Source organism: Bradyrhizobium genomosp. I (2014) (assembly GCF_000261685.1).
Taxonomy (GTDB): domain Bacteria; phylum Pseudomonadota; class Alphaproteobacteria; order Rhizobiales; family Xanthobacteraceae; genus Bradyrhizobium.
The window spans coordinates 1-24471 of record NZ_AJQE01000005.1 but is presented as its reverse complement, the minus strand read 5'-3'; the positions used below and the strand labels follow the sequence as shown (position 1 = coordinate 24471).

Here is a 24471-nt window from a genome sequence, read left to right as displayed (position 1 = left end):
GAAGGGCGGTCTTTTGCGTTTTCGTAAGCGCTTTGCCAAAACGCACGAAGCTACGGCCGAACCGCGTGCGACTTTAAGGCCATCTCGGCCATGGATCTGGTCACGCCGAATCGTCTCTCGAACTCGGCGACATTGACGACGCCACGGCGGTGGGTGCCGTCGCCGATCTTGCGGTCGCCGCCCCATGCCTCGACCTCGAACAGAACGCTCCTGGCCTCGATCGCGCCGTCGCGCGCACCGCGCGGCCGACGGGCGTCGCCGCACGGTGGCGGATATTGACCATCATCCCGACGCTGACATGGCCTGCGGGCAGGAACGGCTGAACCGCCGATCCCGCTGCCATCTCCATATGCAAGATCATCATCGGCGTGCCGTAGACTTCAGGCATGCCCGGCACCACATGGCCGACCGTCATTTCGCGCGTGACGGTCACCAGCTTGTCCGCCGTCATGCCGGTCTTCACTTTCTCAAGCGGATTCATGGCTCAATTCCGTCTCTGCCCCGGTCGTGGATGGAGTGGATGCCTTCGCCGCCTGCGGCTTGCGTCCGGTGAACCAGTTGCCCAGCCGATCGAGATAGAGATAGACGACGGGCGTGGTGTAGAGCGTCAGGATCTGCGACAGCATCAGGCCGCCGACGATCGTGTAGCCGAGCGGCTGGCGCAGCTCCGCACCGGTGCCGGAGCCGATCATCAGCGGAACGCCACCGAGCAGCGCAGCCATCGTCGTCATCAGGATCGGGCGGAAGCGAAGCGTGCAGGCCTGGTAGATCGCCTCCTCGGGGCTGAGCCCATGCTGGCGCTCCACCTCGAGCGCGACATCGACCAGCATGATGCCGTTCTTCTTGACGATGCCGATCAGCAGGATGATTCCGATGATGGCGATGACGCTGAGATCCATGTGGACCGCCAGCAGCAGCAGCAGCGCGCCGATCCCCGCCGACGGCAGCGTCGACAGGATCGTGATCGGATGGATCAGGCTCTCATAGAGGACGCCGAGAATGATGTAGATCACGATCAGCGCCGCGCCGATCAACAACGGCGTGCCCGACAGCGAGGACTGGAACGCCTGGGCGTTACCCTGGAACGAGGTCGACAGCGAGGCGGGCTTGCCGGTGTCCTTCTCGATTTTCTGGATCGCCGTCACGGCATCGCCCAGCGCGGCACCCGGCCGCAGGTTGAACGAGATCGTCACCGACGGAAACAGGCTCTGGTGGTTGATCAGGATCGGCGCGGGCTTGATGACGGCATGGACCAGCGTGCTCAGCGGAACCTGCTGGCCGGAGGCCGAGTTCAGGTAGATGTCCTTGAGCGCTTCGGGTCCGTACTGGAAGCGTGGATCGACCTCCATCACGACGTGGTACTGGTTCAGCGAGGTGAACATGGTGGAGACGATGCGCTGGCCGAACGCGTCGTCGAGCGCATTGTCGATCGTCGTCGGCAGGATGCCGAAGCTCGAGGCGACCTCGCGATTGACGGTGACCTCCAGCCGCGGCCCGGCATTGGCCTGGTCGCTTGCGACGTCGCTGATGAGGTCGAGCGCGCGGAGCTTCTCCAGGAAGATCGCCGACCAGTGGGTGAGCTCGTTGGAATCGGCATCGGTCAGGGTGTATTGATATTGTGTCTTCGACAGGCGTGCGCCGATCGTGATGTCCTGCGCCGCCTGCATGTACAGTGTGATGCCCTGGATGTGGGCGAGTCGCGGGCGCAGCCGGTTGATCACCTGGTCGGCGCTCGCCTTGCGCTCGGGCTTCGGCTTCAGCACGATGAAGATGCGCCCCTGGTTGAGCGTCGCGGTCGGGCCGCCCGGACCGATATAGCTCGCTACCGACTGGATCGCGGGATCCTTTGAGAGGATGCCCACGATCGCCTGCTGGCGCTCTGACATCGCGGGGAAGGAGATGTCCTGGGCAGCCTCGGTGATGCCGACGATCTGTCCGGTGTCCTGCTGCGGGAAGAATCCCTTCGGGATGATCACGTAGAGGTAGCCGGTCAACGCGATGGTCGAGAGCATGACGAGCAGCGTCGCGAAGCGATGCCGCAGCACCACGCGCAAGCCCCGCGCGTAGAGCGCGAGCAGGGCATCGAAGCCGCGCTCGAACAGGAGATAGATCCGGCCGTGCTTTCTCCGTGAATCGTCCTTCAGGAGGCGCGCGCACATCATGGGCGTCAGGGTGAGCGAGATGATCAGAGACAGCAGCAGCGAGGCAGTGATGGTGACGGCGAATTCCTGGAACAGCTTGCCGACGTAGCCGCCCATCAGGAAGAGCGGAATGAAAACCGCGATCAGCGATAGCGTGATGGAGACGATCGTGAAGCCGATCTCGGCGGAGCCCTTGAGCGCCGCCTCCAGCGGAGTCATGCCCTGTTCGAGATGGCGCACGATGTTCTCGATGACCACGACAGCATCGTCGACCACGAAGCCGACGGCGATCGACAGTGCCATCAGCGAGAGGTTGTCGAGGCTGTAGCCGAGCACATAGAGCACCGCAAATGTCCCGATCAGCGCCAGGGGAACGGTGATCGCCGGGATGACGGTGGCCCAGAAGTTCCGCAGGAACAGGAATATGACCATGACCACCAGGGCGACTGTCAGGAGCAGCGTGAATTGAACGTCGGAAACTGCTGCGCGAATGGTGGCGGTGCGATCGGCGGCGATCGTCACCTTGATCGCCGGCGGAACGGAAGCCTGCAGCTGCGGCAGCAGCTTCTTGACGCGGTCGACCGTCTCGATGACGTTGGCGCCGGGCACGCGCTGGACGGCGAGGACGATGGCGGGCTCCTTGCCGTACCAGCCGGCCAGAAGGTCGTTCTCGGGTGCCTCGATCGCCGTGCCCACGTCGCGAATCCGCACCGGCGAGCCGTTGCGATAGGCGATGATGAGGTCTTCGTAGGCGGAGGGCTTCAGCAGCTGGTCGTTGGTGTTCAGCGTATAGGTGACGCGCGGGCTGTTGAGCGTGCCCTTTGGCAGATCGACGTTCGCGCCGGCGATGACGTTGCGGACGTCTTCGAGGCCGATGCCGCGCGCGGCAAGCGCCTGCGGATTGACGCGGATGCGGATCGCAGGCTTCTGCTGGCCGCCGATGCCGACGAGGCCGACGCCGGGAACCTGCGAAATCTTCGGCAGCAGGATATTTTCCGCATAGGCGTCGACCGTGGTCAGCGGCAGCGAGTCCGACGTCAGCGCGATCAGCATGATCGGCGTCTCCGCCGGGTTCACCTTTCTGATCGTGGGCGGGTAGGGAATGTTCGGCGGCAGGAACGGGCTCGCGGCGTTGATCGCCGCGAGCACGTCGACCGCCGCGCTGTCCACCGTGCGCGACAGCTCGAACTGCACCGTGAGCTGGGCCACGCCGAGCGCACTGGACGAGGTGAGCTGTGTGATGCCGGGGATCTGGCTGAGCTGCTGCTCGAGCGGTGTGGCGAGCGACGAGGCGATGGTGCCGGGGTCGGCGCCGGGCAATTGCGCCGAGATCTGGATCGTCGGGTAGTTGACGTTCGGCAGCGCACCGACCGGCAGCAGCGGATAGGCCGCAAGGCCGCACAGCAGCAGGCCGGCCATCAGCAGGGCGGTTGCAATCGGCCGCAGGATGAACGGCGCCGAAAGGTTCATGGGATCGCGTCCTGCACGGCGCTCTGCAGGTCGGCCTCCCGCGCCGCCTTGCCATGCAGTTCGCGGACGCGGCTGCCTTCCGTGAGCCGATACTGGCCGTCGACCACAACGACGTCGCCTGACTTCAGCCCCTGGTCGATCAGCGCCTGGCCATCGCTGATCTGTGCGACGTGAACCGGACGCAAGCTAGCCGTCTGGCCGCCGGTCACGACATAGACATAGCTGCCGTTCGGTCCCTGCTGCACGGCCGAGCCCGCGACAGTGAGCGCGTTCTTCTGAATTTCGAGCAACAGGCGCGCATTCACCAGCTGGCCCGGCCACAGCCGGTGCTCGCGATTCGGAAAGACCGCCTTGAGCTGAACGGTGCCGGTCGTTCCCGCGATCTCGTTGTTGACCAGCAGCAGCGTGCCTTCGTCGAGCTTCATCTTGTTGTCCTGGCTGTAGGCCATGACCTTCAGCTCGCCCTTTGCGACGTGCTGCTGGATGACGGGCAGGTCCGTCTGCGGCAGGGTGAACAACAGCGAGATCGGCTCGATCTGGGTGACGACGACGAGACCGTTCGGATCGGTCGGATGGATCACGTTGCCGACATCGATCTGGCGAACGCCCGTGATGCCGGGAATCGCCGATGTCAGGCGCGTATAGCTGAGCTGGACATTGGCTTGATCGATCTGCGCCTGGTCCGCCTTCACGGCGGCCTTGAGCTGTGCCACCTGCGCCGTCTGCGTCTCGATCAGTTGCGGGGTCGCATAGCCCTTGTCGCCGAGCTGATTGTAGCGGGAGAGATTGGCCTCCGCATTGGTGAGCTGCGCCTGGTCCCGGTCGCGGTTGGCCGTCAGCTGCTCGATCTGGGCCTCGTAAGGGCGCGGATCGATCTGGGCGAGCAGATCGCCGGCCTTGACGGCCTGTCCCTCGGTGAAGGCGATCTTGACGATCTGCCCCTGAATCTGGCTGCGCACGACGTCGGTGTTGTAGGCGATGACGGTGCCGATGCCGCGCAGGTAGATCGGGACGTCCCTGCCGGTGACGGTGGCGGCGACCACCGGCACGGCGGCTGGCACCGGCGCGGCCGCCACGGCCGGCTTCCGATCGCTTCCGAAGAACCAGTGCCCTCCGCCGATCAGGATTGCGGCGAAAGCGACCAGTGCAATGGTGAGGTTCCGTTTCACGGCAATGGTCCTTGTTGATCTCCGGGAGTGCCGGAACCGTCGATAGAACTCGTGCTGCCCATCGAGCCAGGGCTGGAGCCAGGGCCGGGCACCGGCACGAACGGACTGATTCCGGCGCCGCCGAGCTCGGTGGATCCGAGCGGAATCCCGACGCGTCCGACTGTCGATGTCGAGGGAGGCAAGGCTGACTGGGTCGTCATGCCGTTCGGGCAGCCAGGTGACGAGCTTCCGGAGAGCCCGCCGCCGTCGAACAGGGCTCCCGATGATCCGGGATTGCCTGAGGCGGCGCAGTTCGTCGTGCCTTGCGATGGCGTGATCGGGGATACGCCCGGCGTTGCAATCTCAGTCGAGCCCAGCGGAATGCCTTCAGGCCGCGTCGAACCCAGGTTGAGCGGCGAGGTCGAGGGCATGCCGATCGATGGAGGCATCGTCGGCAGCGCCATCTGCGCAATGGCCGCGGCAGAGGGCAACGATATCAGGCTGACTGCGAGCGCCGCGCCCGGAAGCATCGATGCAAGCCGGCGGTATCTGGACGTGTTCGAGGAGGGCTGCTCTCGCATGGGCTGCTCCGGATTCCTTCATTGCGCGGAACGATAGGGAGCGGCCGGCGTGCCGGTATTCCCTGAACGCACGCCTCGCTGTCTGGCCGCACGATCGAAAAGGCATCCCCTCCGGAATCATTGTCGCCGCTTCTGAAGCAGCAGCGTCGCCCTGGAGAGCTCGCGGCGACACCCGGCGATGTCGCCAGAACGGTCCGCGGCACGCGCGCGATCGAGGGCATCGAGCGCGAGCCGAAGATGCGCTCCGCTCGCGCCTTCCGCCTGCGCCAGAGATCGCGGCGTGGGCTGATAACCGCGTAGTGCGTCGAGGCTTTCCGGACCCCAGCCATGTGCGCCGGCATTCTTCTCGATCGCCGCGTCCAGCTGTGCCTGGACACGCCCGATCGAATCCTCGCAGGACGCTGCATGAACCGGAGTTGCCGCATTCAGGAGGAATATAATGGCAGCTGCGATCCGGATGAGTGAATTCGATGTCATTGTCGATCCTCTCGTGTCGGTGACTGAACGTCTGTCTCGAATGTCAGAATCGATACGAGCGGTCTTTCGCTTAAGAACGTCGGCCGCTCTGCATGCGCACGAGGTCGTGCTGCCAAAGAAACCGGACGCGAGCGGAATCGGAGCTGCGGCGGACATATCCCGGCGTGCGAAGTGGCAAGGGCCGTTGTTTGCCGAAATACGCAGGCAAACGTCGAACTTAATGTCGGATCGTTCCAACCCGGAGTGATCCAGACATGAAACACCTCAACGCTGGCCTCGCCTTTGCTGCCGCCCTTTCCCTGTTCGCGGGCGTCGCCCCGGCGCGTGCGGAGCCGTTGAAGAACATCGTCCTCGTGCATGGCGCCTGGGTGGATGCGTCCGGCTGGAAGCCGGTCTACGAGATCCTGACCAGGGAGGGCTTCCGCGTCACCATGGTGCAGGAGCCCGAAACGTCGTTTGCCGACGACATCACTGCGGCGAAGCGGGTTCTCGATCTCCAGGATGGTCCGACGCTCCTGGTGGGCCACAGCTATGGCGGTTCGATCATCACCGAAGCCGGCGTTCACCCCAATGTCGCCGGCCTCGTCTACGTCGCCGCGCACGCGCCCGACGTTGGAGAGGACGAATCGGCGCTGGGCAAGAAGACGCCGAGCGTGCTCGGCAAGACCGAAGGCGTCATCAAGATCACGCCTGACAAGTTCACCTATCTCGATCCCGTGCAATTCCCGAAGCTGTTCGCGCCCGATCTCCCGCGCGAGCGGGCCGAGTTCGTTGCGCGCTCCCAGGTCCCGGCCGCGGCGCAGGTGTTCAGCACGCCGCTGACGGCGGCTGCGTGGAAGACCAAGCCGAGCTGGGGCATCGTCGCCGGCGGCGACCAGATCATCAATCCAGATCTGGAACGCTGGTACTACGAGCGCGCCAAGAGCCACATCACGGTGATCCCGGGCGCGAGCCACTCGGTCTACGAGTCGCATCCGAAGGAAGTTGCGGCTGTGATCACGCGCGCCGCACGCAGCATCGATCAACCGGCCACTCGCTGACGACGCATTTTGCCGGTCCTGACGCACGGCCGGTGGAAGGAAGGACGGCGGGAGAGACAGCACTCCCGCCGTCCCGACTGCCTCCGAAACTTCACGAATGCGATCGGAAAAACGCTGATGCCGCAGGGCGGCGCTGGTCCGACGAAGGAAAAACAGCGATGACGAGCTGGCAGAACAACCGCGCTGCGCGCGACGCGCGCATTGCAGCCGGCGCCGGGCGACGCGACCATCACTCTCGACTTTGTGGCACGCCGGGCGGATGCCATGGATGCGGCGACGCGCGCCCGGTGATGGACTGCTGTTCATTCGCGGCCCTTCGCGAGAGCAGGCCGATGGCCTTTGCGAGCGCCACGGCGCAGCGGTTGCCATCGTCAATCCTGGCGATGCCTTTGTCATTGGCGGTGGCCGCGAGGCGTTGAGCAGGATCGCCGAGGACGCGCGGTCCATGCACGGTGCAAGGATGGTCGCCTTGCCGGTTGAGGTTGCCTCCCACACCGAACGGCTCGCTGGAGCGTCTGCGGTCTTTCGCGAGGCCTTGCGCCTGGCGCCAGCGGTATTCCCGCCGAGGACCGGCGCCCGCATTCTGAGCGGAATCGATGCCGCTCCGGTCGTCTCGCGCGAGACTGGTCTCGACAAGCTCGCCGCGCAGATCTCGCAGACTGTGCAATGGGCCGATTGCCTGCAAGCCTGTGTCGAAGCGGGCGCGACGGGGTTTCTCGAACTCGGGCCGGGACATGCGCTGAGCGGCATGGCGGCGGAAATCGCGCCCGGACTTCCGGTGCGCGCGCTGGACGATTTCAGGAGCGTTCAGGGCGTCCGTACCTGGCTCATGCGTCACGTCAGCCCCTGATGCCGTCAAGTCCCGAACGGACGATGTCCCGCGCGTTGTGCTGTCGAAAAAAGGGGCCGTCCCTTGGGGGAGGACGGCCCCTGAATGCTCGCATGCCCAGGGAGGAGGGAGGCTCGAGCTGTGACTTTGGGGGTCTCAGTCACTCAACATGCACACCATCGCCGATCCCGCAGCCAAAGTATTTCATGAACTCCCGTCGTTTCTCATTTCGCATGATTCACGACAGGCCCATGAGCGGCACGTGAGACGCGGCCTTCGCGTGTCGAGGTAGGGTGGCCGCCTCCCGGCCCGGGTCGTCCGCACTTTGCGCCGGGGCAGACGTGACGGGGAGCGCCGCGAGCATGCGGCCAAGGGAGAGTGCGCTGACGAGATCGACCAGCGCGGAACGCGCGGACGCGGTTCTTGCCGTGCCGATGCTCGATTCCGTCGCAAGGCTGGCGATCTCGGGACGTATCGCAGCGATGTCGTGCAACAGGTCCGCCGCGGCCGCTGCGGAGTCAGGCTCGGTCCCCTGCGTGAGGTCCGTGACCCGTCGGCGCAGCGCCTCGATGCGCCCTGCCAGCACCGGATAGTAGTCCGGCGCGGCCAGCACCTCGTTGACCAGCGCCACCGCAAGGACCCCGATGCCGATGGCGGCGCCGCGCGCTATGCCGGTCGGAAACACCTGGAGCGGCGTGTCGATCTGCTGGATGGCGATCAGGGCGACGGTGATGCAGCAGAGCGCCGCCGCATAGGCACGATTGCCGTCCAGCATGGCGGCGACATAGACGCAGAGCCCGACCCAGATGCCGAGCACGGCGAGCAGGAGGCCGTCGGTCTGAGAAAACACGCCGGCGATCGCAATCGATGCCACGACCCCGATCGCCGTCGCGAGCAGCCGGTAGCCGGCCTTTTCCATGCCCTGACCGCGCGTTGGCAAAGCCAGGATCGCCACGGTCAACGCCGCCGACGAGGGGGATTCGAGTTCGAGCCAGAAGCTCACATAGAGTGCGAGCATCATCGCCAGCCAGACCCGCAGCGCGAACGCCCAGGAGCTGGCCGGGAAGCCGGCGAAGACCAGCGGGCGCGGTGCGGCAGCACTGGCGGCGGTCACTGGCATCGTGCCCCATCCGTTTCCGGCAGAGCGTGCCGCCCGGCCGATGTCGATAAAATCGATGCCGACTATGAGGTTTGCCGGGCCTGCCGGTATTTCCGGTCCACCATCCCGGTTGCCGGAATGCACGTCTGGTTCGGGGGGGGAGGCGTCGCCCGAGAAGCGGGCGGATCGGCTACGGCACGTGGCCTGCCAGCGCCTCTTCGAGACAGCGGATGATCTCATCGCCGCTGGAGGGCTTGCCGAGACAGCAATGCGCGCCGGCCGCCATCACGCGCTGGCGCACGGATTCGTTTGGAAATGCCGTCATGAAGATGATCGGGAAGCGGCGACCGGAGGCAATCAACCGTGCTTGAAGTTCATCGCCGGCGACAACAGGCATCTGAATGTCGGCAATCATGCACGCCGGATCGTCTCCCGGCGCATGCCGCAGGAAATCCATGCCGGATTCGTAGGCATCGGCCTCGTAGCCGAGCGAGCGCACCAGGCTCGCCAGCGAAGTGCGAACGCCTTCATCGTCGTCCACAATCGCAATCACAGGGGTCTTGGCCATTTGCGCACAATCCTGACCGCGGTGTTCCGCAAGGCAAGGAGGATATCTCCCGTTGCGCGGCCGACGACGCCTTATGCACCCGAGGGCAGGACCGCCGAAATTATACTCAGGTTTGGTCCGTAGTCCTGCGGGTTTGGGAAACTCCGAGCGCCTCGGCCTTGCGAACGAGGTCGGCCAGTGACCTAACCCCCATCTTGCGCATGACGTTCCCGCGGTGGATTTTGACCGTGATCTCGCTGAGGCCGATCAGGGCGGCCACCTGTTTGTTCATCAGGCCCGAGGTGACATGGCCCATCACCTCGCGCTCGCGCGCCGTCAGGGTCTCGTACTGGGCGCGGATGTCCTCCTTGGTCGCGGCTTCGGCGCGGTGCTGCGCATCACGCTCGAGCGCTGCCGTCACGGCATCAAGCATGTCCTGGTCGCGGAACGGCTTGGAAAGGAAGTCGACGGCGCCGGCCTTCATGGCGCGCACCGACATCGGAATGTCCCCGTGGCCGGTCATGAAGATGATCGGATAGCTGATGCCCTGCCGGACGAACTGGCTCTGCAGATCGAGCCCGCTCACGCCCGGAAGGCGGACGTCCAGCACGATGCAGCCGGGGCCGTCGGGCAGCGAGCCGGCGAGCAATTCGGCCGGCGAGCCGAACAGGCGCGTCTCGAGACCGACGGATCGGAACAAGCTGTCGAGCGAGGCCCGGATGCCTGCGTCGTCGTCGACGACGATGACGATCGCGTTGGAGGGCCGGGCTGGCGGCAGCGCCTGGTTTGGTCGTGTCATGGCGAGGCGTGCTCTTGGCTGAATGGCAATGTCAGGTGGAATGTCGTTCCCGAGCCCGGGGTGCTCACCACCGACAATCGTCCACCATGAGCTTCCACCGTGGTGCGGCAGATCGCAAGCCCCATGCCCATTCCGCCATCCTTCGTCGTGAAGAACGGATCAAACAGGCGCGGCAGGTCGTCAGGCTGGATGCCAGGGCCGCTGTCCTGCACCGTGATGGCGAGGGTTTCGCTGTCCACGCTGCCGGCGCGCAGCGTGATGGTGCGGGAACCGGGCCGGCCTGACATGGCCTGGCTGGCGTTGATCAGAAGATTGACCAGGACTTGTTGCAGCTGAACCCGGTCGCCGCGAACCGGCGGCAGGCCGTGCTGCGCCTCGACGGTGAGGGCGACGTCGTCCTTGGCGAGCTCGCGTGCCACCAGTGCAGTCGCCTCCTCGATGATCTCGGCGACTTGCAGCATGTCCCGCTGGGGCGGGGCCTTCTTCAGGAAGGTCCGGATGCGGGTCACGATCTCGCTGGCGCGGCGGCCCTGAGCAACGACACGGTCGATCGTCGTCGCAACTTCCTTGAGATCGGGTACGTCGCGCCGCAGCCACCGCAAGCCGGCTTCGCCGCTGGTCACGATCGCCGCCAGCGGCTGGTTCACCTCGTGCGCAATCGACGCGCTGAGCTCGCCGAGGGTGGCGACGCGCGCAGCATGGGCGAGCTCGGCTTGTGCCGCGAGCAGCGCGTCCTGCGCCTGCCGGCGCTCGGTGATGTCGACGACGAAGATGAGCACGTTGTGATTTTCGTCGGATTGAGGCGGAAAGGTGATCGTGAACAGCACGGGGACCTTCCGTCCGTCAAGGCGCACAAGTTCGGTCTCCCCTTCGTGGAACCGTTCTCCCTCCGCGAATGCGACCAGCGCTTCGAGGAAACTGCGATCGTTCTCACCCAGCAGCTTGTCCACGTTCTGGATGAAGGCCGCAGAGCTGCTCGTTCCCGCCATCTTCTGCAGGGCGGGATTGACGTCGACGATTGCGGCGAGCTCGCGGGCATGCCGGACGAAATCGGGATTTCGTGCCAGATAAGCGCGCAGATCCGCCGCTCCGGTCGATAGCGAATCCAGTGCGGCCCGCAGTCCGCTCCAGTCCTCCTCGACGACGCCAATCCGGCTTGCGTCGAACATCCGGCGGTAACGCTGCTCGCTCTGCACCAGCGCGCTGTGCGCCGCCACGTGGTCCGTGACGTCGGTGTGCGTTTCGAGCACGCCGACAGCTTTGCCGAGATGGTCGCGCTGCAGGGCCCAGCGGGCATCGACCGCGAGTGCGGCGCCCGCCCTCGTCCGTTGCTCCACCCTGCCTTCCCATCGCCCGGTATCGAGCAGGCTGGCCTCGATGGCTTCCCTCCGGTCGGGATAGCTGGTTCGCAGAAGCCTGTCGGCGACCTGCCCGAGCGCCTCATCGGCCGACCAACCGTAGGTCTGTTCCGCGGCCTTGTTCCAGAAATTGATCACGCCGGCGCGATCGCGGACGAAGATCATGTCATGCGACAGGTTGAGCAGGCGCGCCTGCGCCGCCAGGCGATTGGTCGCGGCATGATTCTGGAGCGCGAGCAGGGTCGTGATGGCGATGGCCGCGAGGCTCACCAGGGCACGAAGAGCCGCCGAGCCGATGGGCTCGTGATCATGCGATAACAGATACGCGGTGATCGTCAGGGCGGCACAGCCAATCGCGGCGACGATGATGTCATTGCGCCGGCTTGTCCTCGCCGCGAGCAGGATCGCCACGACGTAGAGAACCGCGACCGCGCCCTCGAGCGGCGTCAGCACGTCGACCAGGAAAACCGCGAGGGCGAGGAAGGCGGACCAGAACCGCAGGCCGGCGCGGCTCATGGATGAACCCGTGGGCCGATCAAGAGTTCGTCATCGTCACAGGCGGTGCTTCTTCTCATCGCAGCCGCGTTGATGCCGCGATTTGATCGCGTCCACAATATCCAGCCGGCGGATTTTCGTGCTCTCGTGGAAGACCTCGTGGACAGTTGACGCCGGCACGGGCGCCGACAGGGTGGGGTCCCCGGCGGAACAAGGCTCATTGGTGATTTTGCCGATCGCGGGCGCGTCAACTTACCGCAGGCAGGCGGGGGCGCCCGGCTCGAGCGTCCCAAACGAGGTGTTCCGCCCGCCCTCTCGCCCGGCATCATACTTGCGTATGATGCGGTTAACCCGAGACCTTATCCATGCACCCGCGCGTAGAATGGAGCGCGCGCATCGCCGAATTAATCTGCTCCCATCGCATTCGGACAAGCCGGTCGGCATTGCCGGTGCGAAATGGGACAAGGAGGTTCGACGATGTCGCTGCAGGTGTCATACTCGCAAAATTCCAAGGATCTTGCCGCCGCCGCAATTGACGTCTCGTCAATCGACGGCCCGCGGCTGCGGCCATCGAGACGTTCGCCGCGTTCCGGCGAGGAGGCAGTAACGCTTTCCCTCGTGCATCTGGATGTCGCGCTGGCCATCGAGCAGCCTGCGCCGGACGTGCAGGGATCTGCCAACGGGGGGCCGAGCTTCAGGGTGTCCGCGAAGCGTCTTGCACACGCGTCCGCGGAGTCTGATCGGGAGACGGGTGCGGAGGAGCTCACGGACCCGGTGATGCGGCGCCTCTCGGATGCACTCGCGGCCACCAAAGCCATGCACCATCCCGATTCCGCCATTCTCGTCGACGCATTGCGCCTGGCCATTCTGACCCGCAAGGCCAGCGGAGGGACGACGGTCGGACGAGGCCAGTCCGAGTTGGCCGAGGGCGACCGCGGAGGGCGCGGTTGCCGGGCGGTACGGTCGTTGCAGAAATGGCGCCTCAAGCGCGTCATGCAATATGTCGATGACAATCTGGACGCGAAGGTCACCTTGCAGCATCTGGCCGCCGTTGCCGGCCTGAGCCGGATGCACTTCGCCGCGCAGTTCCGGGCGGCCGTCGGCATGCGGCCGCACGACTATCTGCTGAAGCGGCGGATCGAACGAGCCCAGGAATTGCTGCAGCGGTCCGACATCTCGCTCGTCGACATCGCCTTGACCGTCGGGTTCCAGACGCAGGCCCATTTCACGACGGTGTTCAAGCGCTTCGCCGGCGATACGCCATATCAATGGAGGAGTGCTCACCTCGCGCAGTTTCTGCCGCTGCCGCGCCCCGAAGCGAGGGCGTCATGAGCGGCGTCGGTATGCAGGGCCTGTTGCTGCCGCTGCTCGGCATCAACTTGGCGCTGGCGCACCACGAGTTCATGGGATTGTTCGAGATCGCTCGCGTTCTCGGTTCCTCCTATCGCTTCGCATCCTCGGGGTCCGGGTTAGGCGCCCTTTACGGTCGTTTCACCGTGAACTTCTGCAGGATCATTGTCGGAGGCGTCGTACACCATTCATCAATGGAGCGGTCGATCGATGAAGCGGTCCCGCAGACTTGAAAGAGACAGGCACTGGCTCCAATCAAAAGGTCGCGGCCATTGCAGCGAGGCGCTGATGGGCCCTTTCACGGGCAGCATCGATCGGCTGCTGCGGTCCGGTGGTTGGACCGATCAACACGAAACTGACATTGCTGATTCCGATGAAGCGCAGGATTTCCCGTAAGTAAGGCGTTGCCATATCGATCCGGCCGCGGTTCATTCCGGTGCCAAAATCGCTGCCGCTGGCGATGATGATCAGCGTCGGCCGATCCTGCAGCAGCGGGAAATATCCCTGCGACGGATCGAAGCGAAAGGTGAGCCCGGGCTGGACGATGATGTCGAACCACTGCTTGAGCTTGTAGGGAAGGCCAAAGTTCCACATCGGGGTCGAGATCAGCACCCGATCGGCGAGCGAAAAGCGCAGCGCCATTCGCTCGGCCTCGGCAAAGCTGTCGCGTTGCGCCGGGGTGAAGGCCCGAGCCTTCATGCGCGCATATTTGGCTTCGACAATGGGGCCCGTAAATTCCGGCATCCGCTCGCGCCAGATGTCCACCACATCGACGTCCCAATCCGGCCGGGCGCGGCGGAATCCGTCAAGAAAGACGCGCGCGCCGGCACTCGACTCGGACTCGGCGCGGGGCGAGCATGACAGGTGCAGCAGCTTTGCCACAGCTCATCCCAGCGCTCTGATGACGGTATCGGCCCTGGTCACGACTGCGACGTTCTGCATCGCGAAATTGATCGAGGCATTGTGCCAATCGGAATTCATCGTCGAGCAGCAATCCTCGGGCACGATCATGAAATAGCCCTTGTCGGCGCCGGTGCGCGCGGTGTGTTCGACCGACATGTTGGTCCAGGCACCGGTGTTGATGATCATGTCGCGGCCGGTCGCTTTCAGGATCGTCTCCAGCCGCGTACCCTCCCAGGCACTCATACGCATCTTCTCGACGACGAAGTCGCCAGGCCGCGGTTCGAGGCCGGAGACGGGGGCCGCGCCCCAGCTTCCGCGCACCATCGCCTTGCTGTCGACGAGGCCCTCGAACAGCGGCGCATTCAGCGTGACCCCGGGCGCGCCGGGCTCGACGACAAACCAGACGTGGATGATGGCAACGCCACGGGCGCGTGCGGTCTCGGCGAGGCGGCGGACGTTGTCCACCACGTGCTGTTGCCGCGCATGTCCAGGCGCGCCCGACTCGGCGAAAGCGCCGCCATCCATGATGACGTCGTTCTGGAGATCCTGGATGATCATGGCGCAGCGTTGCGGATCGAGCCGCATCTCGCCCTCGGTCAAGACGGGCGAGGCTGGCGATGAGCTCGGGCCTGTTCCGCCGCCGGCGCGCCTGCCGCTCATGTAGGGCTCGTGGCGGGGTCCGACCCTGGTCGCGATTGCGTACACCGAATGGGTCGAGGTCAAATACAGCGTGCGGAAATCCGGACCGCCCCAGGCGAGGTTGGCGACGAGCTCGGGCACGCGGACCTTGCCGAGCAGCTCCCCGCGCGACGAATAAACCCAGACGCCGCCGGGAGCGGTGACCCAGACATTGCCATGCTGATCGCATTTCATGCCGTCGGGCACGCCTGGCTCGAGTTCGGAGCGAATGCCGCTGGCGAAGACGCGCGCGTCCGACAGCGAACCATCGCTGTTGATGTCGAATACGCGGATCAGCGCTTGCACGGTGTCGTTGACATAAAGCAGCCTCTCGTCCGGCGAGAAGCATAGCCCGTTCGGCTGATCGAACAGGTTTCGCTCGACCACGAGCTTCGGCTCGCCGCCGGGCACGACGCGATAGACGCCCTGGAAGCCGAGCTGGCGTGGCCGCTCGACGCCATAGACCGGCATCCGGCCATACCAGGGATCGGAGAAATAGATCGCGCCGGACGAATGGACGCAGGCGTCGTTCGGGCTGTTGAGCTCCTGGCCCTGGAAGTGCGAAGCCAGCACCTCCCGCCGCCCGTCTGGATGTTCGCGGATCAGCGACGACGTCGCGTGCTCGCAGACGATGAGGTTGAGCTCGGCATCATAGGTCATGCCGTTGCATTTGTTCGAGGGACGCTTGACCTCGACGACGCCGCGCCGCGCGTCCCAGCGCCGCCGCACGTCGCCCGGCATGTCCGAGAACAGCAGATGATGATCGACCGGATGCCAGATCGGCCCTTCCGTGAAGTCGAAGCCGGTGCCGATTTGCGCGACCGGCGCATAGGGGTCGATCAGGGTCTCGAATTCGCTTCGCAAGGTGACGTGGGTCATCGGTTGATCCTCGACAACATCAAGCCGGGAACCAGTTGCGCTGGGGCAGCGACTGCACGATCGGGCCGGGGACCTGATCGTGCAGCCGCCCGACGACATGGCCGCCCTCGATCTTGGCGGGACGATCGTGCACGGGAAGGAGATAGCGCGAACTGCTGAGAAGTTTCTTGATCGCAGCCTTTTCCGCGCGCTTGCTGGTGCCGTGGTTGCCGGTGGTGCGCGGCTCCCAATCGTGGATTTCATGGAAAGGCGTGACGATCTGGTCGTTGAAGTCGTAGATCACGTCGCCGCAGATGGTCGCGATGCCATCGGCGGTGTGGACGATGATGTTCATCGATCCCTCGGTGTGGGCGTTGGCGGCATCGCAATAGACCCCGGGCATCAGCTCGATCGGGCCGGTAATTTCGAGATCCAGGAAGCGCAGCGCGCTCTTGGTGTGCAGGCGGTCGATCAGGTGCTTGATGTCGGGCGCCGGATATTGCGGGTGCATCAGGCCGGAGACGGAATATTCGAGCTCCTTGCGGTTGAGCACGACGGTCGTGTTCATCGGGAACAGGTCGTCCTTGCCGGCATGGTCGATATGCAGATGAGTGTGGCAGACGAAGCGGACGTCGCCCATGCGGACGCCGTGACGCGCGAGCTGGTTCTCGATCATGTTCTCATGATACTGAAGCCCCCGCATGCCCAGCGTCTCCATGATCTGGTTGGAGCGGTAGCCGGTATCGACCACGACAGGGTAGGGGCCGCCGAGGATCAGGAAGCCGAGGGTGAGGACGCGGCGGGTGCGGCCGCAGTCGCGGCCGAGCACCAGAAAGCTCGATTCCAGCTCGATATCGCCGTAGTCCAGGATCTTGATCTCCAGCGCCATTCGGTTCCCTCCTGTCTTGTTTCTTCTCTGTCAAAGCCGATAGACGCGTCTCGCCGTCGTGCGGAAGATCGCGTCCTGTTGTTCCGCACTGAACGGGGCGGCGGCCGCGCGAAACGCACCGACGAGCTCGCGATAGCTGGTCCATAGTTTCTCGATCGGGAAATTGGAGCCGAACAGGCAGCGCTCGGCGCCGAAGATCGCGACGGTGTCCGTGAGCACGGCCGCGATGTGCGCGGCGTCGTTGCGATGGATGAAGGTGCCGAGCCCGGACAGCTTCGAGACCACGTTCGGGCAGGTCGCGAGCCTGGCCATCCCGGCGCGCCAGGCCGCACGGCCCGCCGGCGAGAGGTCTTCGAGCATGCCCGCATGCTGAAGGACGAACGTCACGTCGGGACAGGACCGGGCGAGCTGCGCGGCATCCGGCATTTGCGGGGTGAAGACCTGCAGGTCGAAGCTCCAGCCGTAATCGGCCAGACGCGCGACGTTGCGACGGATCGTCGGGTCGGCGCAGAGATCCGGACGGGCCGCGAAGCGGTAGAGCGGGTTCTCGTGCCAGTGCAGTTGCATGCGCACGCCACGCAGCAGTGGATAGCGCTTGAGACGGTCGAGCTGCGGGCGGACATCCTCGGCCGCGAAATTGGCATAGGCCACGATGGCATGCGGCCAGCCGTGCTCGTCGGCGGTCCGTTGCACCCAGGCTGCCTCGTCTTCGAAATGCTCTTGCGCCCAGTTGGTCTGCACGTAGACCGAGCGCGTGACGCCGGTGGCCTCGAGATCGTCGAGATATTCCCGGATCGGATAATCGCGCCGGATCGGCTCGTACGGTCCGAAGATGCGGGGCTGCATGGGGCCGGTCAGCCAGGGCAGGTCGGCCTGCCGCCAGATGTGATGATGGCCGTCGACAATGTCGTTCACGCAGCTCTCCTTCGTCCCAGTGCCAGTATGTGGGCGACGATCGAGGCGCTCGATCCGCCGTCCACGAGATCATCGACGAAGCGCTCGATCGCGACCAGCGCTTCGGTCTGCGGCCGGAAGGCCGGGCTTGTGGCGAGCGGCGTCAGCCAGCTCAGGCGCCAGGCCCGCCGCGATAGTTTCGCGACGGCGTCGCGAAGGGCGCCGGGCTCGCCGCGTTCGAGCCCGTCGGACACGATGACCACGGCGGCGCCGCGGGCATATGCGCCGAACCGCGGCACGGCGAGGAAGGCCTGCAGAGCATCACCGATGCGGGTGCCGCCATCCCAGTCGCTGACCAGATGTGCCGCGGCGTTCAGAGCTTGTTCGCGGCGCTTCAACCTTAGCGCGCGGGTGACACGGGTCAGCCGCGTGCCGAAGGTGAACACCTCGACATTCGGTGCGGCCTGCACCAGCGCATGCGCAAGCTTCATGTTCTCCTCGGTGCGGCTCTTCATCGAGCCGGAGACGTCGATCAGCAGCAGGATCTTTCTTGGGCGCTGGCGCCGCTTCATGTGGCCGAGACGGAGGATCTCGCCGTCGCTGCGGACGCTGTCGCGAAGGGTGCGACGGAGATCGGCGAAGGGGCCGCGGCGCGCCCGCAAGCGGCGGTGCCCGCGCCGCCGCGGCAGGCGGCGAGGGGCCTCTCGTGCCAGGCGCCGGAGCGCGTCCGTCGTGGAGAGCTGCGCGAAGCGGCGCTCGACCAGCGCCTCGGTGCGCGTTGCGCCAAGGCCGGACTCGTTGGCGTCGTCGGAGAGCAGGGGATCCTCGTCGCCGCGACCTTCCTCCTGCAGGCGGACGGTCTCGTCGTCCTCGCCGTCTTCGGCATGCTCGATCGCCTCGCTGCCGCGGAAATGGAGGTCGAACAGCCGGTCGAAGGTGGCGCGGCGCTCGGGCGGCGGGGCGAGGGTGGCGAGCGCAGATTGCCTGATGTCGTCGAGACCGCGCGGACCCAGCAGCGCGATCGCGCCGAGAAATGCGGCGGTCTGCTCCGGCGCGACGGCGAAGCCGTTGGCGCGCAGCAGCGCGACGAAGGAAACGAAGATGCGGGCAGCGCGCGGAAGCTGCAGCTCGGCGCTCATGCGGTCGCCTCCGCGAGCATGGCATCGAGCCGGGGCGCGATGAAGTGCAGGTCCTCCTCGTCCTTCAGCGCCACGCCGATCGAGCGCTTGAAGGCATCCGGCCAGCGCGCGCCGCCCTTGTTGAGGAGCGTCGCGGCCTCGGCCCAATCGACTGCCTCGGCGATGCCGGGGGCCTTGCTTAGCGGTTCGCGCCGCAATTTTTCGACGGCCGCGACGACGGCGCGCGCCGTGGCTTCGGCGACGCTGGATGCGCGCATCATGATGATGCGCGCCTCCCGCTCGGCGGTTGGATAATCGATCCAGTGATAGACGCAACGGCGGCGCAGCGCCTCGTGCAGATCACGCGTCCGGTTCGAGGTCAGCACGACCACGGGGCGCTCGGCGGCGCGGACCGTGCCGCGCTCGGGGATGGAAATCTGGAAGTCGGAGAGGAATTCGAGCAGGAACGCCTCGAATTCCTGGTCGGCACGGTCAATCTCGTCGATCAGCAGGACGGTCGAGTCCGGCGCGCGCAGCGCCGCCAGCATCGGCCGCTCGATCAGGAAGGTCTCGCCGTAGATGTCGATGCTGTCGTCGCCGGCCTGCCGGATCGCGAGCATCTGGCGCGGGTAGTTCCATTCGTAGAGCGCAGCGGAGGCGTCGATGCCCTCATAGCATTGCAGGCGGATCAGGCGCCGGCCGAGCACGGCGGCAATGGCCTTCGCTGCTTCCGTCTTGCCGACGCCGGGCGCACCCTCGAGCAGCAGTGGCTTGCCGAGTGCGAGCCCGAGATAGGCGGCAGTCGCAAGGCCCTCGTCGGCGAGGTAGTAGGCTGCCCGAAGCGCCTTCTCCAGCGCCTCAGGGCTGTCGATGCCGACGATGTTGCCGCGAACCGCCATGGATGAGCCTCAGTGCCGTGCCTGCGGCCGCGCGCCGCCCTGGGCCTTGATCGCCCGCAGCACTTTTTCGGGCGTGATCGGCAGATCGTCGATGCGCACGCCGACGGCGTTGAAGATGGCGTTGGCGACCGCCGGCAGCACCGGATTGGCGCACATCTCGCCGGGTCCTTTGGCGCCGAACGGACCGTCGGGCGCGGGACGTTCCAGCACGGCGATGTCGTGCGCGCAGATGTCGCCGGGACCGGGCATCAGATATTCGACGAAGTCGCGGGGCCCGTGAGCCGGATCGGGATAGTAGGGCTCGGGCGTCTCGTAGAGCGCGTGACTGACGCCCATCCAGGCGCCGCCGACGAGCTGCTGCTCGACCAGGCGCGGGTTGAGCGCGCGGCCGAGCTCATAGGCGGAGTCCATCCGGACCATCGCGACCTCGCCGGTCTCGTCGTCGACCTCGACCTCGGCAACGAGGCAGGCATGGGCGTAGCAGGTCGCCGGCGACATCTCGCCGGTTTCGGGGTCGACGTCCGACAACGGCACGAGGAAGATGCCGCGGCCGGAAATGGTCTTGCCCTGCTTGAACTGCGCCGCGATCGCGACGTCCTTGGTCGAGATCGAGCGATGCGGCGCGCCCTTGACGTGGATGTTGCCGCGGCCGTCGGTTTCGAGATCGGCGGCGTTGACCTCGAGCTCCTCGGCCGCCGCCTCCATCATCACGCCGCGCGCCTCGCGGGCAGCGGCCATCACCGCGTTGCCGACGCGATGGGTGCCGCGCGAGGCGAACGAGCCCATGCAGTGCGGGCCGGTGTCGGAATCGGCGGTGTCGACATAGACGTCCTCGACCGGCACCCCCAGCGTCTCCGCGCAGATCTGCCGCGTCACCGATTTCATGCCCTGGCCGAGATCGATCGACGACAGTGCCACAGTGAACTTTCCGCTCGGGTTTGAATGCACCAACGCCTGGCTCGGATCGCCGCCGAGATTCATGCCGATGGGATAGTTGATCGACGCCATGCCGCGTCCGCGATGCCGGGTCATCTAGCGCCTCCTGGTGCCGAATACGGAGGAGAAACGGGTCGCGCCATGCGATGGCGCAGTCGGCCGCGGCGAGGGCGGCAGCGGAGTTGGTGGTGGCGGCTCGCGCGGCGGTTCACGGGTGACGATGGGCGGGAGCCGGTCGTAGCTCGTGCGCTGCTGCGCCGGAGCCGTCGGCGTCGCCCGCGAGTCCGTCGGTGTTGGCGGGATCGCGGCGCGGCTGCCGCCGCCATCCTTGCGCGAGGAGGCGCGCTTGAACTCGTCGCGGATCGGCCATTTGGCCTTTTCGGCGGCGACCTGCACGCATTCGATCAGCGCGGTGTTCTTGGCCTCGCGCCGGTGCGCTTTCATGTCGCCGTCGCGATAGGCGTTGAGGATGCGAAACTCCATCGGGTCCATGCCGACGAGGTTTGCCAGCTTGTCCATCTGGCATTCGATCGCAAAATCCATCGCGGTGACGCCGAAGCCGCGCATGGCGGTGGCCGGCGTGCGGTTGGTGAAGACGCAATAGACGTCGCCATGGACATTCGGGATGGTGTAGGGGCCCGGCAGGTGCGCGGCGCATTTCACCGCGGCGTAGCTGGAGAGCCGCGTATAGGCGCCGCTGTCGAAATAGGCGCGGATCTTGCGGGCGACGATGCGGCCGTCTCGCATGACGCCGTCCTTGATGTAGATGCGCTCGGCGCCGCGCGGCGGGCCGTATTGCATCTCCTCTTCGCGCCCGAACATGTAGCGGACAGGACGCCCGGTCAGCATGGCGCCGAGGATCGCGAGCGGCTCGGTCAAGGTATCCACCTTGCCGCCAAACCCGCCGCCCACCGTGCCGCCGATGAAGTGGAAGGTGTTGGAGGGCACGTCCAGGATCTTGGCACAGGTGTCGACCGAGAAGAACAGCGCCTGCGTCGAGGTGTAGACGACGTAGCGGCCGTTGGTGTCGGGCGCGGCGATGGCGCCGTTGGTCTCGGTCGGCGCGTGCTCGATCGGCGACATCTGGTAGCGCTGCTCGAGCACGTGGTCGGCGGTCGCAAGCGCCGCATCGGCATCGCCAAAGCGCAGGCGCTGATGGTCATAGACGTCGTGATAGATGAAGGCGTTCTTCGGATAGGTCTCGTTGACCACGGGTGCGCCCGGCTTGAGCGCATCCTCGACGTCGAACACGGTCGGCAGCGGCTCGTAGTCGACCCGGACCTTTGCGATGGCTTCGAAGGCCTCGCGCTCGCTGTCGGCGACGACGGCTAGGATCGGCTCGCCCTTGTAGCGCACCTTGTCGACCGCAAGCGACGGCTCGTCGTCCTTGCCGAAGTTGATCAGGCTGAGCAGCGTGTTGAGGTTGCGCGGCACGTCGGCGCCGCGGATGATGCGCCGCACGCCAGCCGAGCGCTCCGCCTCCGTGGTATCGATGCGGCGAAGCCTTGCATGCGCATGCGTCGAACGCACGACCTTCAGATGCAGCATGCCTTGCAGCTTATGATCGCCAAAATAGCTCGACGTGCCGGTGACATGGCCGAGCATGTCCTGGCGCTGGGTGCCCTTGCCGATTTCCTTCAGATTGTCGTCGCGCTCGTCGGCGAAGATGTCCTTGCGTAGTTCCAGCATGGTCTGACCTCAGGCGCTGGCCCGGCCGCCCGCGGCGGCGAGGATGGCATTGATGATCGGCTCGTAGCCGGTGCAGCGGCAGATATTGCCGGAGATCGCCTCGATGACGTCGGCCCGGCTCGGGGAGGGATTGCGGTCGAGCAGCGCCTTGGCGGCCATCAGCATGCCCGGCGTGCAATAGCCGCATTGCGCGGCGAAATTGTCGGCGAAGGCGCGTTGCAGCGGATGCAGGTTCGGGCCCTGCTTCATGCCGTCGAGCGTCTCGATGGAGCGGCCGGCGACCGTCTCCGCCAGTGTCAGGCAGGACAAGTGAAGCTCGCCGTCGATCAGCACGCTGCAGGTGCCGCAGCCACCCTGGCCGCAGCCGAATTTCGGCGTCATGTCGCCGATCAATTCGCGCAGCGCGACCAGGAGATTGGTGCCGCCGTCGACGAAAATCGCGACGTCGCGGCCGTTGTGGCGGAATTGCAGGGGTATCTTGGACATGGCGAATTATTCCCTGTCTATTCCTGTCTATTCCTGGCCTGACAGCAGGCGCCGCAGATGCACGCCGACGATCTCGCGGCGATACCAGGCGCTGCCGAGCGCGTTGTCGGATGGCGAAGTTCCCTCGCCTGCCGCTGATGCGGCAGCAGCGATGGTTGCTGCATCCAGCGAGCGGCCCTCCAGCGCCCGCTCGGCGGCGCGGGCGCGGATCTGCGTCGGCGCCATCGATCCCAGTGCGATCCGGGCACCGGCGATCCGGCCGCCGCTGATCGGCAGATGCGCGGCCAGCGTGATGACCGAGCCGCCCTTGGGCTTGATGCGGGCGATTTTGCGATAGCGAAAGGCGTCCGTGCTCGCCGGCCTTGTGCAGGAGACCGACAGCACCAGCGCCCCGGCCTGCCGGTCGCGCGCCTGCAGGAATTCTTCGATCGGAACGTCGCGGGTGCCGAAGCCGCCTTGCACCGCGATGGTGGCGTCGAGTGCCAGCAGCGCCACGGCGAAATCGCCGTAGGGACTCGGCGCAAACAGATTGCCGCCGATGGTCCCCATATTGCGCACGGCGGGGCCGCCGATCGAGCGGGCGGGAGCGTGCAGGAAGGCGAGGTCGCGCTCGGCGAGAATGCGCGCGAAGGTGACGCCGGCGCCCAGCATGATGCGCGGGCCGGACGCATCGATGCGGGTGAGCGCCTGATCGCTGGCGCGAACGACGGTCGAGATCGAGACGTCGCCCTCGTTCAGCGCCCGCATCACCAGCGTACCGCCGCCGAGGTAGCGCGCGCTGCGGTCGGCGGACAGCGCTCCGGCTGCCTCGCTCGCATTCGCAAAGGTCTTTACCGTCACGGCCATGGCTCAAGCGGCCTCCTTCATATGCCGGCGGATCGCTTCGAACCCGGCCTGATAGATGTCTTCCGCGACCATGTGGGTGATGCGGTCGCGGTCCTCGGGTCTCGTCGTGAAGCGCGACTCCCAGTGCCAGAAGGTACGGTCGCCGTCGGTGACCGGCAGCAGGCGGACATGAGCGACGTAGTTGAACATCGGGATCGGCGTATCGAGCAGGCAGTAGCTGAAGGTCTGTTCGAGGTCGGACAGGGCCAGCAATTGCTCGCGCAGTTCGGAGCCGTCCTTGAGCTTGAACCGTCTCACGCAGCCGATCTTGTCGGCGGATTGGGCGCGCTCGATCGACGAGGTCGCGACCGCCGGATGCCACCGATCATGCCCGTTGAAATCGCGCAGCACGTTCCACACCGCGTCGGTCGGCGTGTTCAGGATCGTGCTCTTGACGATATGCGGCACGGCTAGCCTCCAAACACGCGCTTCAGCGCATCGAAGCCGCCCTGGAACACGCCGCCGCCGATGTTGTTGACGAGTTCGGTCTCCCGCTCCGGCGCGCAATCGAACTCGGCGGTCCACTCCATGAAGGTCTGGTCGCCGTCGGTGACGGGCGTGAGCCGCAGGGTCGCGACGTAGTTCTCGACACCCATCGGGGATTCCAGGATCGAGTAGGTGCAGAACATGTCGTAGTCGGAGAGGCCGAGCAGCTTCTCGCGGATGCGGTCGCCGTTGCGCAGGCGAAAATCTCGCACACAACCGATCTTGTCGGCGGGCTCGCCGCCCTCGATCCGGCTTTCGGCGATCGCCGGATGCCAGTTCGGCAGACCGTTGAAGTCGCGCACCCGCGCCCAGACGCGGTCGTTGCGGGCGTTGACGACGGTTGAGACGTAGACGCGGGCCATGGTTCAGACCTCAGCTCTTCTTTCGTGGCCCGCGCTCGGCCGGCGGCTCGCCGC

The 24471-nt window shown here is 65.8% G+C and carries 24 protein-coding genes and 1 pseudogene; 5 read left to right on the top strand and 20 right to left on the bottom strand.

The window, feature by feature from the left end; translation table 11 throughout:
* Positions 1–50: 50 nt before the first annotated feature.
* The 3 genes and pseudogenes from IC50_RS00355 to IC50_RS00345 form a co-directional block, all read right to left on the bottom strand.
* Positions 51–481, bottom strand: a pseudogene (locus tag IC50_RS00355) (thioesterase family protein).
* Positions 468–3611: an efflux RND transporter permease subunit gene (locus tag IC50_RS00350; protein WP_035699197.1), complete on the bottom strand. Its 3144-nt coding sequence runs from the start codon at positions 3609–3611 to the stop codon at positions 468–470. The pseudogene IC50_RS00355 and the gene IC50_RS00350 overlap by 14 nt, the downstream one beginning before the upstream one ends.
* Positions 3608–4780, bottom strand: a complete 1173-nt coding sequence (locus IC50_RS00345; RefSeq protein ID WP_035699195.1) for an efflux RND transporter periplasmic adaptor subunit — start codon at positions 4778–4780, stop codon at positions 3608–3610. The genes IC50_RS00350 and IC50_RS00345 overlap by 4 nt, the downstream gene beginning before the upstream one ends.
* Before the next feature lie 51 nt (positions 4781–4831).
* Here IC50_RS00345 and IC50_RS42295 point away from each other — a divergent pair, with 51 nt between their 5' ends.
* Positions 4832–5377 carry a hypothetical protein gene (locus tag IC50_RS42295; RefSeq protein WP_063826437.1) on the top strand — a complete coding sequence of 182 codons (546 nt, stop codon included), beginning with the start codon at positions 4832–4834 and terminating at the stop codon, positions 5375–5377.
* A gap of 80 nt (positions 5378–5457) precedes the next feature.
* Here IC50_RS42295 and IC50_RS00335 read toward each other — a convergent pair whose 3' ends face one another.
* Entirely contained in the window at positions 5458–5817 is a 360-nt protein-coding gene (locus IC50_RS00335) for a hypothetical protein (protein WP_035699193.1), read from the bottom strand.
* 254 nt (positions 5818–6071) lie between these two features.
* Here IC50_RS00335 and IC50_RS00330 point away from each other — a divergent pair, with 254 nt between their 5' ends.
* Both IC50_RS00330 and IC50_RS00325 read left to right on the top strand, forming a co-directional pair.
* Positions 6072–6857 (top strand): alpha/beta hydrolase, encoded by a 786-nt coding sequence (locus tag IC50_RS00330; RefSeq protein WP_035699191.1) that lies wholly within the window; start codon positions 6072–6074, stop codon positions 6855–6857.
* A gap of 268 nt (positions 6858–7125) precedes the next feature.
* Complete coding sequence (locus IC50_RS00325) at positions 7126–7707, top strand: hypothetical protein (RefSeq protein ID WP_244429489.1); 582 nt, start codon at positions 7126–7128, stop codon at positions 7705–7707.
* 217 nt (positions 7708–7924) lie between these two features.
* On the opposite strand, the gene IC50_RS00320 is transcribed toward IC50_RS00325, so the two are convergent.
* The 4 genes from IC50_RS00320 to IC50_RS00305 all read right to left on the bottom strand — a co-directional run bounded on the left by IC50_RS00320 (position 7925) and on the right by IC50_RS00305 (position 12005).
* Entirely contained in the window at positions 7925–8929 is a 1005-nt protein-coding gene (locus tag IC50_RS00320) for an FUSC family protein (protein WP_244429488.1), read from the bottom strand.
* Positions 8930–8975: 46 nt separating this feature from the next.
* Positions 8976–9353: a response regulator transcription factor gene (locus IC50_RS00315; protein WP_035699189.1), complete on the bottom strand. Its 378-nt coding sequence runs from the start codon at positions 9351–9353 to the stop codon at positions 8976–8978.
* 106 nt (positions 9354–9459) lie between these two features.
* Positions 9460–10131, bottom strand: a complete 672-nt coding sequence (locus tag IC50_RS00310; protein WP_035699187.1) for a response regulator transcription factor — start codon at positions 10129–10131, stop codon at positions 9460–9462.
* Positions 10128–12005: an ATP-binding protein gene (locus IC50_RS00305; protein ID WP_035699186.1), complete on the bottom strand. Its 1878-nt coding sequence runs from the start codon at positions 12003–12005 to the stop codon at positions 10128–10130. The genes IC50_RS00310 and IC50_RS00305 overlap by 4 nt, the downstream gene beginning before the upstream one ends.
* 456 nt (positions 12006–12461) lie before the next feature.
* Between IC50_RS00305 and IC50_RS42290 the strand changes: the two genes are divergently transcribed.
* Positions 12462–13316 (top strand): helix-turn-helix domain-containing protein, encoded by an 855-nt coding sequence (locus IC50_RS42290; RefSeq protein ID WP_035699185.1) that lies wholly within the window; start codon positions 12462–12464, stop codon positions 13314–13316.
* Positions 13313–13567, top strand: a complete 255-nt coding sequence (locus IC50_RS00295; RefSeq protein ID WP_035699184.1) for a hypothetical protein — start codon at positions 13313–13315, stop codon at positions 13565–13567. The genes IC50_RS42290 and IC50_RS00295 overlap by 4 nt, the downstream gene beginning before the upstream one ends.
* Positions 13568–13589: 22 nt before the next feature.
* Here the strand turns inward: IC50_RS00295 and IC50_RS00290 are convergent, their stop codons facing one another.
* Genes IC50_RS00290 through IC50_RS00235 form a run of 12 tightly spaced genes read right to left on the bottom strand, consistent with a single transcriptional unit; the run spans position 13590 to position 24417 of the window.
* Positions 13590–14216: an FMN-dependent NADH-azoreductase gene (locus IC50_RS00290; protein WP_035699183.1), complete on the bottom strand. Its 627-nt coding sequence runs from the start codon at positions 14214–14216 to the stop codon at positions 13590–13592.
* A 3-nt stretch (positions 14217–14219) separates the two neighbouring features.
* Positions 14220–15794, bottom strand: coding sequence for an isochorismatase family protein (locus IC50_RS00285; protein WP_035699181.1), 1575 nt, complete (start codon positions 15792–15794; stop codon positions 14220–14222).
* Between the two features lie 19 nt (positions 15795–15813).
* The gene (locus IC50_RS00280) at positions 15814–16662 is read right to left on the bottom strand and encodes an MBL fold metallo-hydrolase (RefSeq protein ID WP_035699178.1); all 849 of its coding nucleotides are present in this window, start codon (positions 16660–16662) and stop codon (positions 15814–15816) included.
* A 30-nt stretch (positions 16663–16692) separates the two neighbouring features.
* Positions 16693–17577 carry an amidohydrolase family protein gene (locus IC50_RS00275; protein WP_035699176.1) on the bottom strand — a complete coding sequence of 295 codons (885 nt, stop codon included), beginning with the start codon at positions 17575–17577 and terminating at the stop codon, positions 16693–16695.
* Positions 17574–18695, bottom strand: a complete 1122-nt coding sequence (locus IC50_RS00270) for a vWA domain-containing protein (RefSeq protein WP_035699174.1) — start codon at positions 18693–18695, stop codon at positions 17574–17576. The genes IC50_RS00275 and IC50_RS00270 overlap by 4 nt, the downstream gene beginning before the upstream one ends.
* On the bottom strand, positions 18692–19573 hold the full coding sequence (locus tag IC50_RS00265; RefSeq protein ID WP_035699172.1) for an AAA family ATPase: 882 nt from the start codon (positions 19571–19573) through the stop codon (positions 18692–18694). Before IC50_RS00265 ends, IC50_RS00270 begins: the two co-directional genes overlap by 4 nt.
* Positions 19574–19582: 9 nt before the next feature.
* The gene (locus tag IC50_RS00260; protein WP_035699170.1) at positions 19583–20605 is read right to left on the bottom strand and encodes a xanthine dehydrogenase family protein molybdopterin-binding subunit; all 1023 of its coding nucleotides are present in this window, start codon (positions 20603–20605) and stop codon (positions 19583–19585) included.
* A complete protein-coding gene (locus IC50_RS00255; protein ID WP_035699168.1) occupies positions 20606–22198 on the bottom strand; it encodes a xanthine dehydrogenase family protein molybdopterin-binding subunit in 1593 nt (530 codons plus the stop codon).
* Positions 22199–22207: 9 nt separating this feature from the next.
* Positions 22208–22684, bottom strand: coding sequence for a (2Fe-2S)-binding protein (locus IC50_RS00250; RefSeq protein ID WP_035699166.1), 477 nt, complete (start codon positions 22682–22684; stop codon positions 22208–22210).
* A gap of 27 nt (positions 22685–22711) precedes the next feature.
* Positions 22712–23530 carry an FAD binding domain-containing protein gene (locus IC50_RS00245; RefSeq protein ID WP_035699164.1) on the bottom strand — a complete coding sequence of 273 codons (819 nt, stop codon included), beginning with the start codon at positions 23528–23530 and terminating at the stop codon, positions 22712–22714.
* A 3-nt stretch (positions 23531–23533) separates the two neighbouring features.
* Complete coding sequence (locus tag IC50_RS00240) at positions 23534–23977, bottom strand: SRPBCC family protein (RefSeq protein ID WP_035699163.1); 444 nt, start codon at positions 23975–23977, stop codon at positions 23534–23536.
* A 2-nt stretch (positions 23978–23979) separates the two neighbouring features.
* Complete coding sequence (locus IC50_RS00235; RefSeq protein ID WP_035699161.1) at positions 23980–24417, bottom strand: SRPBCC family protein; 438 nt, start codon at positions 24415–24417, stop codon at positions 23980–23982.
* Positions 24418–24471: the final 54 nt, after the last annotated feature.

Bases quoted from the DNA above. Each gene is read 5' to 3' on its own strand.
- IC50_RS00350 (WP_035699197.1), bottom strand. From the start codon at position 3,611: ATGAACCTTTCGGCGCCGTTCATCCTGCGGCCGATTGCAACCGCCCTG.
- IC50_RS00335 (WP_035699193.1), bottom strand. From the start codon at position 5,817: ATGACATCGAATTCACTCATCCGGATCGCAGCTGCCATTATATTCCTC.
- IC50_RS00330 (WP_035699191.1), top strand. From the start codon at position 6,072: ATGAAACACCTCAACGCTGGCCTCGCCTTTGCTGCCGCCCTTTCCCTG.
- IC50_RS00325 (WP_244429489.1), top strand. From the start codon at position 7,126: ATGCGGCGACGCGCGCCCGGTGATGGACTGCTGTTCATTCGCGGCCCT.
- IC50_RS00315 (WP_035699189.1), bottom strand. From the start codon at position 9,353: ATGGCCAAGACCCCTGTGATTGCGATTGTGGACGACGATGAAGGCGTT.
- IC50_RS00310 (WP_035699187.1), bottom strand. From the start codon at position 10,131: ATGACACGACCAAACCAGGCGCTGCCGCCAGCCCGGCCCTCCAACGCG.
- IC50_RS00305 (WP_035699186.1), bottom strand. From the start codon at position 12,005: ATGAGCCGCGCCGGCCTGCGGTTCTGGTCCGCCTTCCTCGCCCTCGCG.
- IC50_RS42290 (WP_035699185.1), top strand. From the start codon at position 12,462: ATGTCGCTGCAGGTGTCATACTCGCAAAATTCCAAGGATCTTGCCGCC.
- IC50_RS00295 (WP_035699184.1), top strand. From the start codon at position 13,313: ATGAGCGGCGTCGGTATGCAGGGCCTGTTGCTGCCGCTGCTCGGCATC.
- IC50_RS00285 (WP_035699181.1), bottom strand. From the start codon at position 15,794: ATGACCCACGTCACCTTGCGAAGCGAATTCGAGACCCTGATCGACCCC.
- IC50_RS00280 (WP_035699178.1), bottom strand. From the start codon at position 16,662: ATGGCGCTGGAGATCAAGATCCTGGACTACGGCGATATCGAGCTGGAA.
- IC50_RS00270 (WP_035699174.1), bottom strand. From the start codon at position 18,695: ATGAGCGCCGAGCTGCAGCTTCCGCGCGCTGCCCGCATCTTCGTTTCC.
- IC50_RS00265 (WP_035699172.1), bottom strand. From the start codon at position 19,573: ATGGCGGTTCGCGGCAACATCGTCGGCATCGACAGCCCTGAGGCGCTG.
- IC50_RS00260 (WP_035699170.1), bottom strand. From the start codon at position 20,605: ATGACCCGGCATCGCGGACGCGGCATGGCGTCGATCAACTATCCCATC.
- IC50_RS00255 (WP_035699168.1), bottom strand. From the start codon at position 22,198: ATGCTGGAACTACGCAAGGACATCTTCGCCGACGAGCGCGACGACAAT.
- IC50_RS00250 (WP_035699166.1), bottom strand. From the start codon at position 22,684: ATGTCCAAGATACCCCTGCAATTCCGCCACAACGGCCGCGACGTCGCG.
- IC50_RS00245 (WP_035699164.1), bottom strand. From the start codon at position 23,530: ATGGCCGTGACGGTAAAGACCTTTGCGAATGCGAGCGAGGCAGCCGGA.
- IC50_RS00235 (WP_035699161.1), bottom strand. From the start codon at position 24,417: ATGGCCCGCGTCTACGTCTCAACCGTCGTCAACGCCCGCAACGACCGC.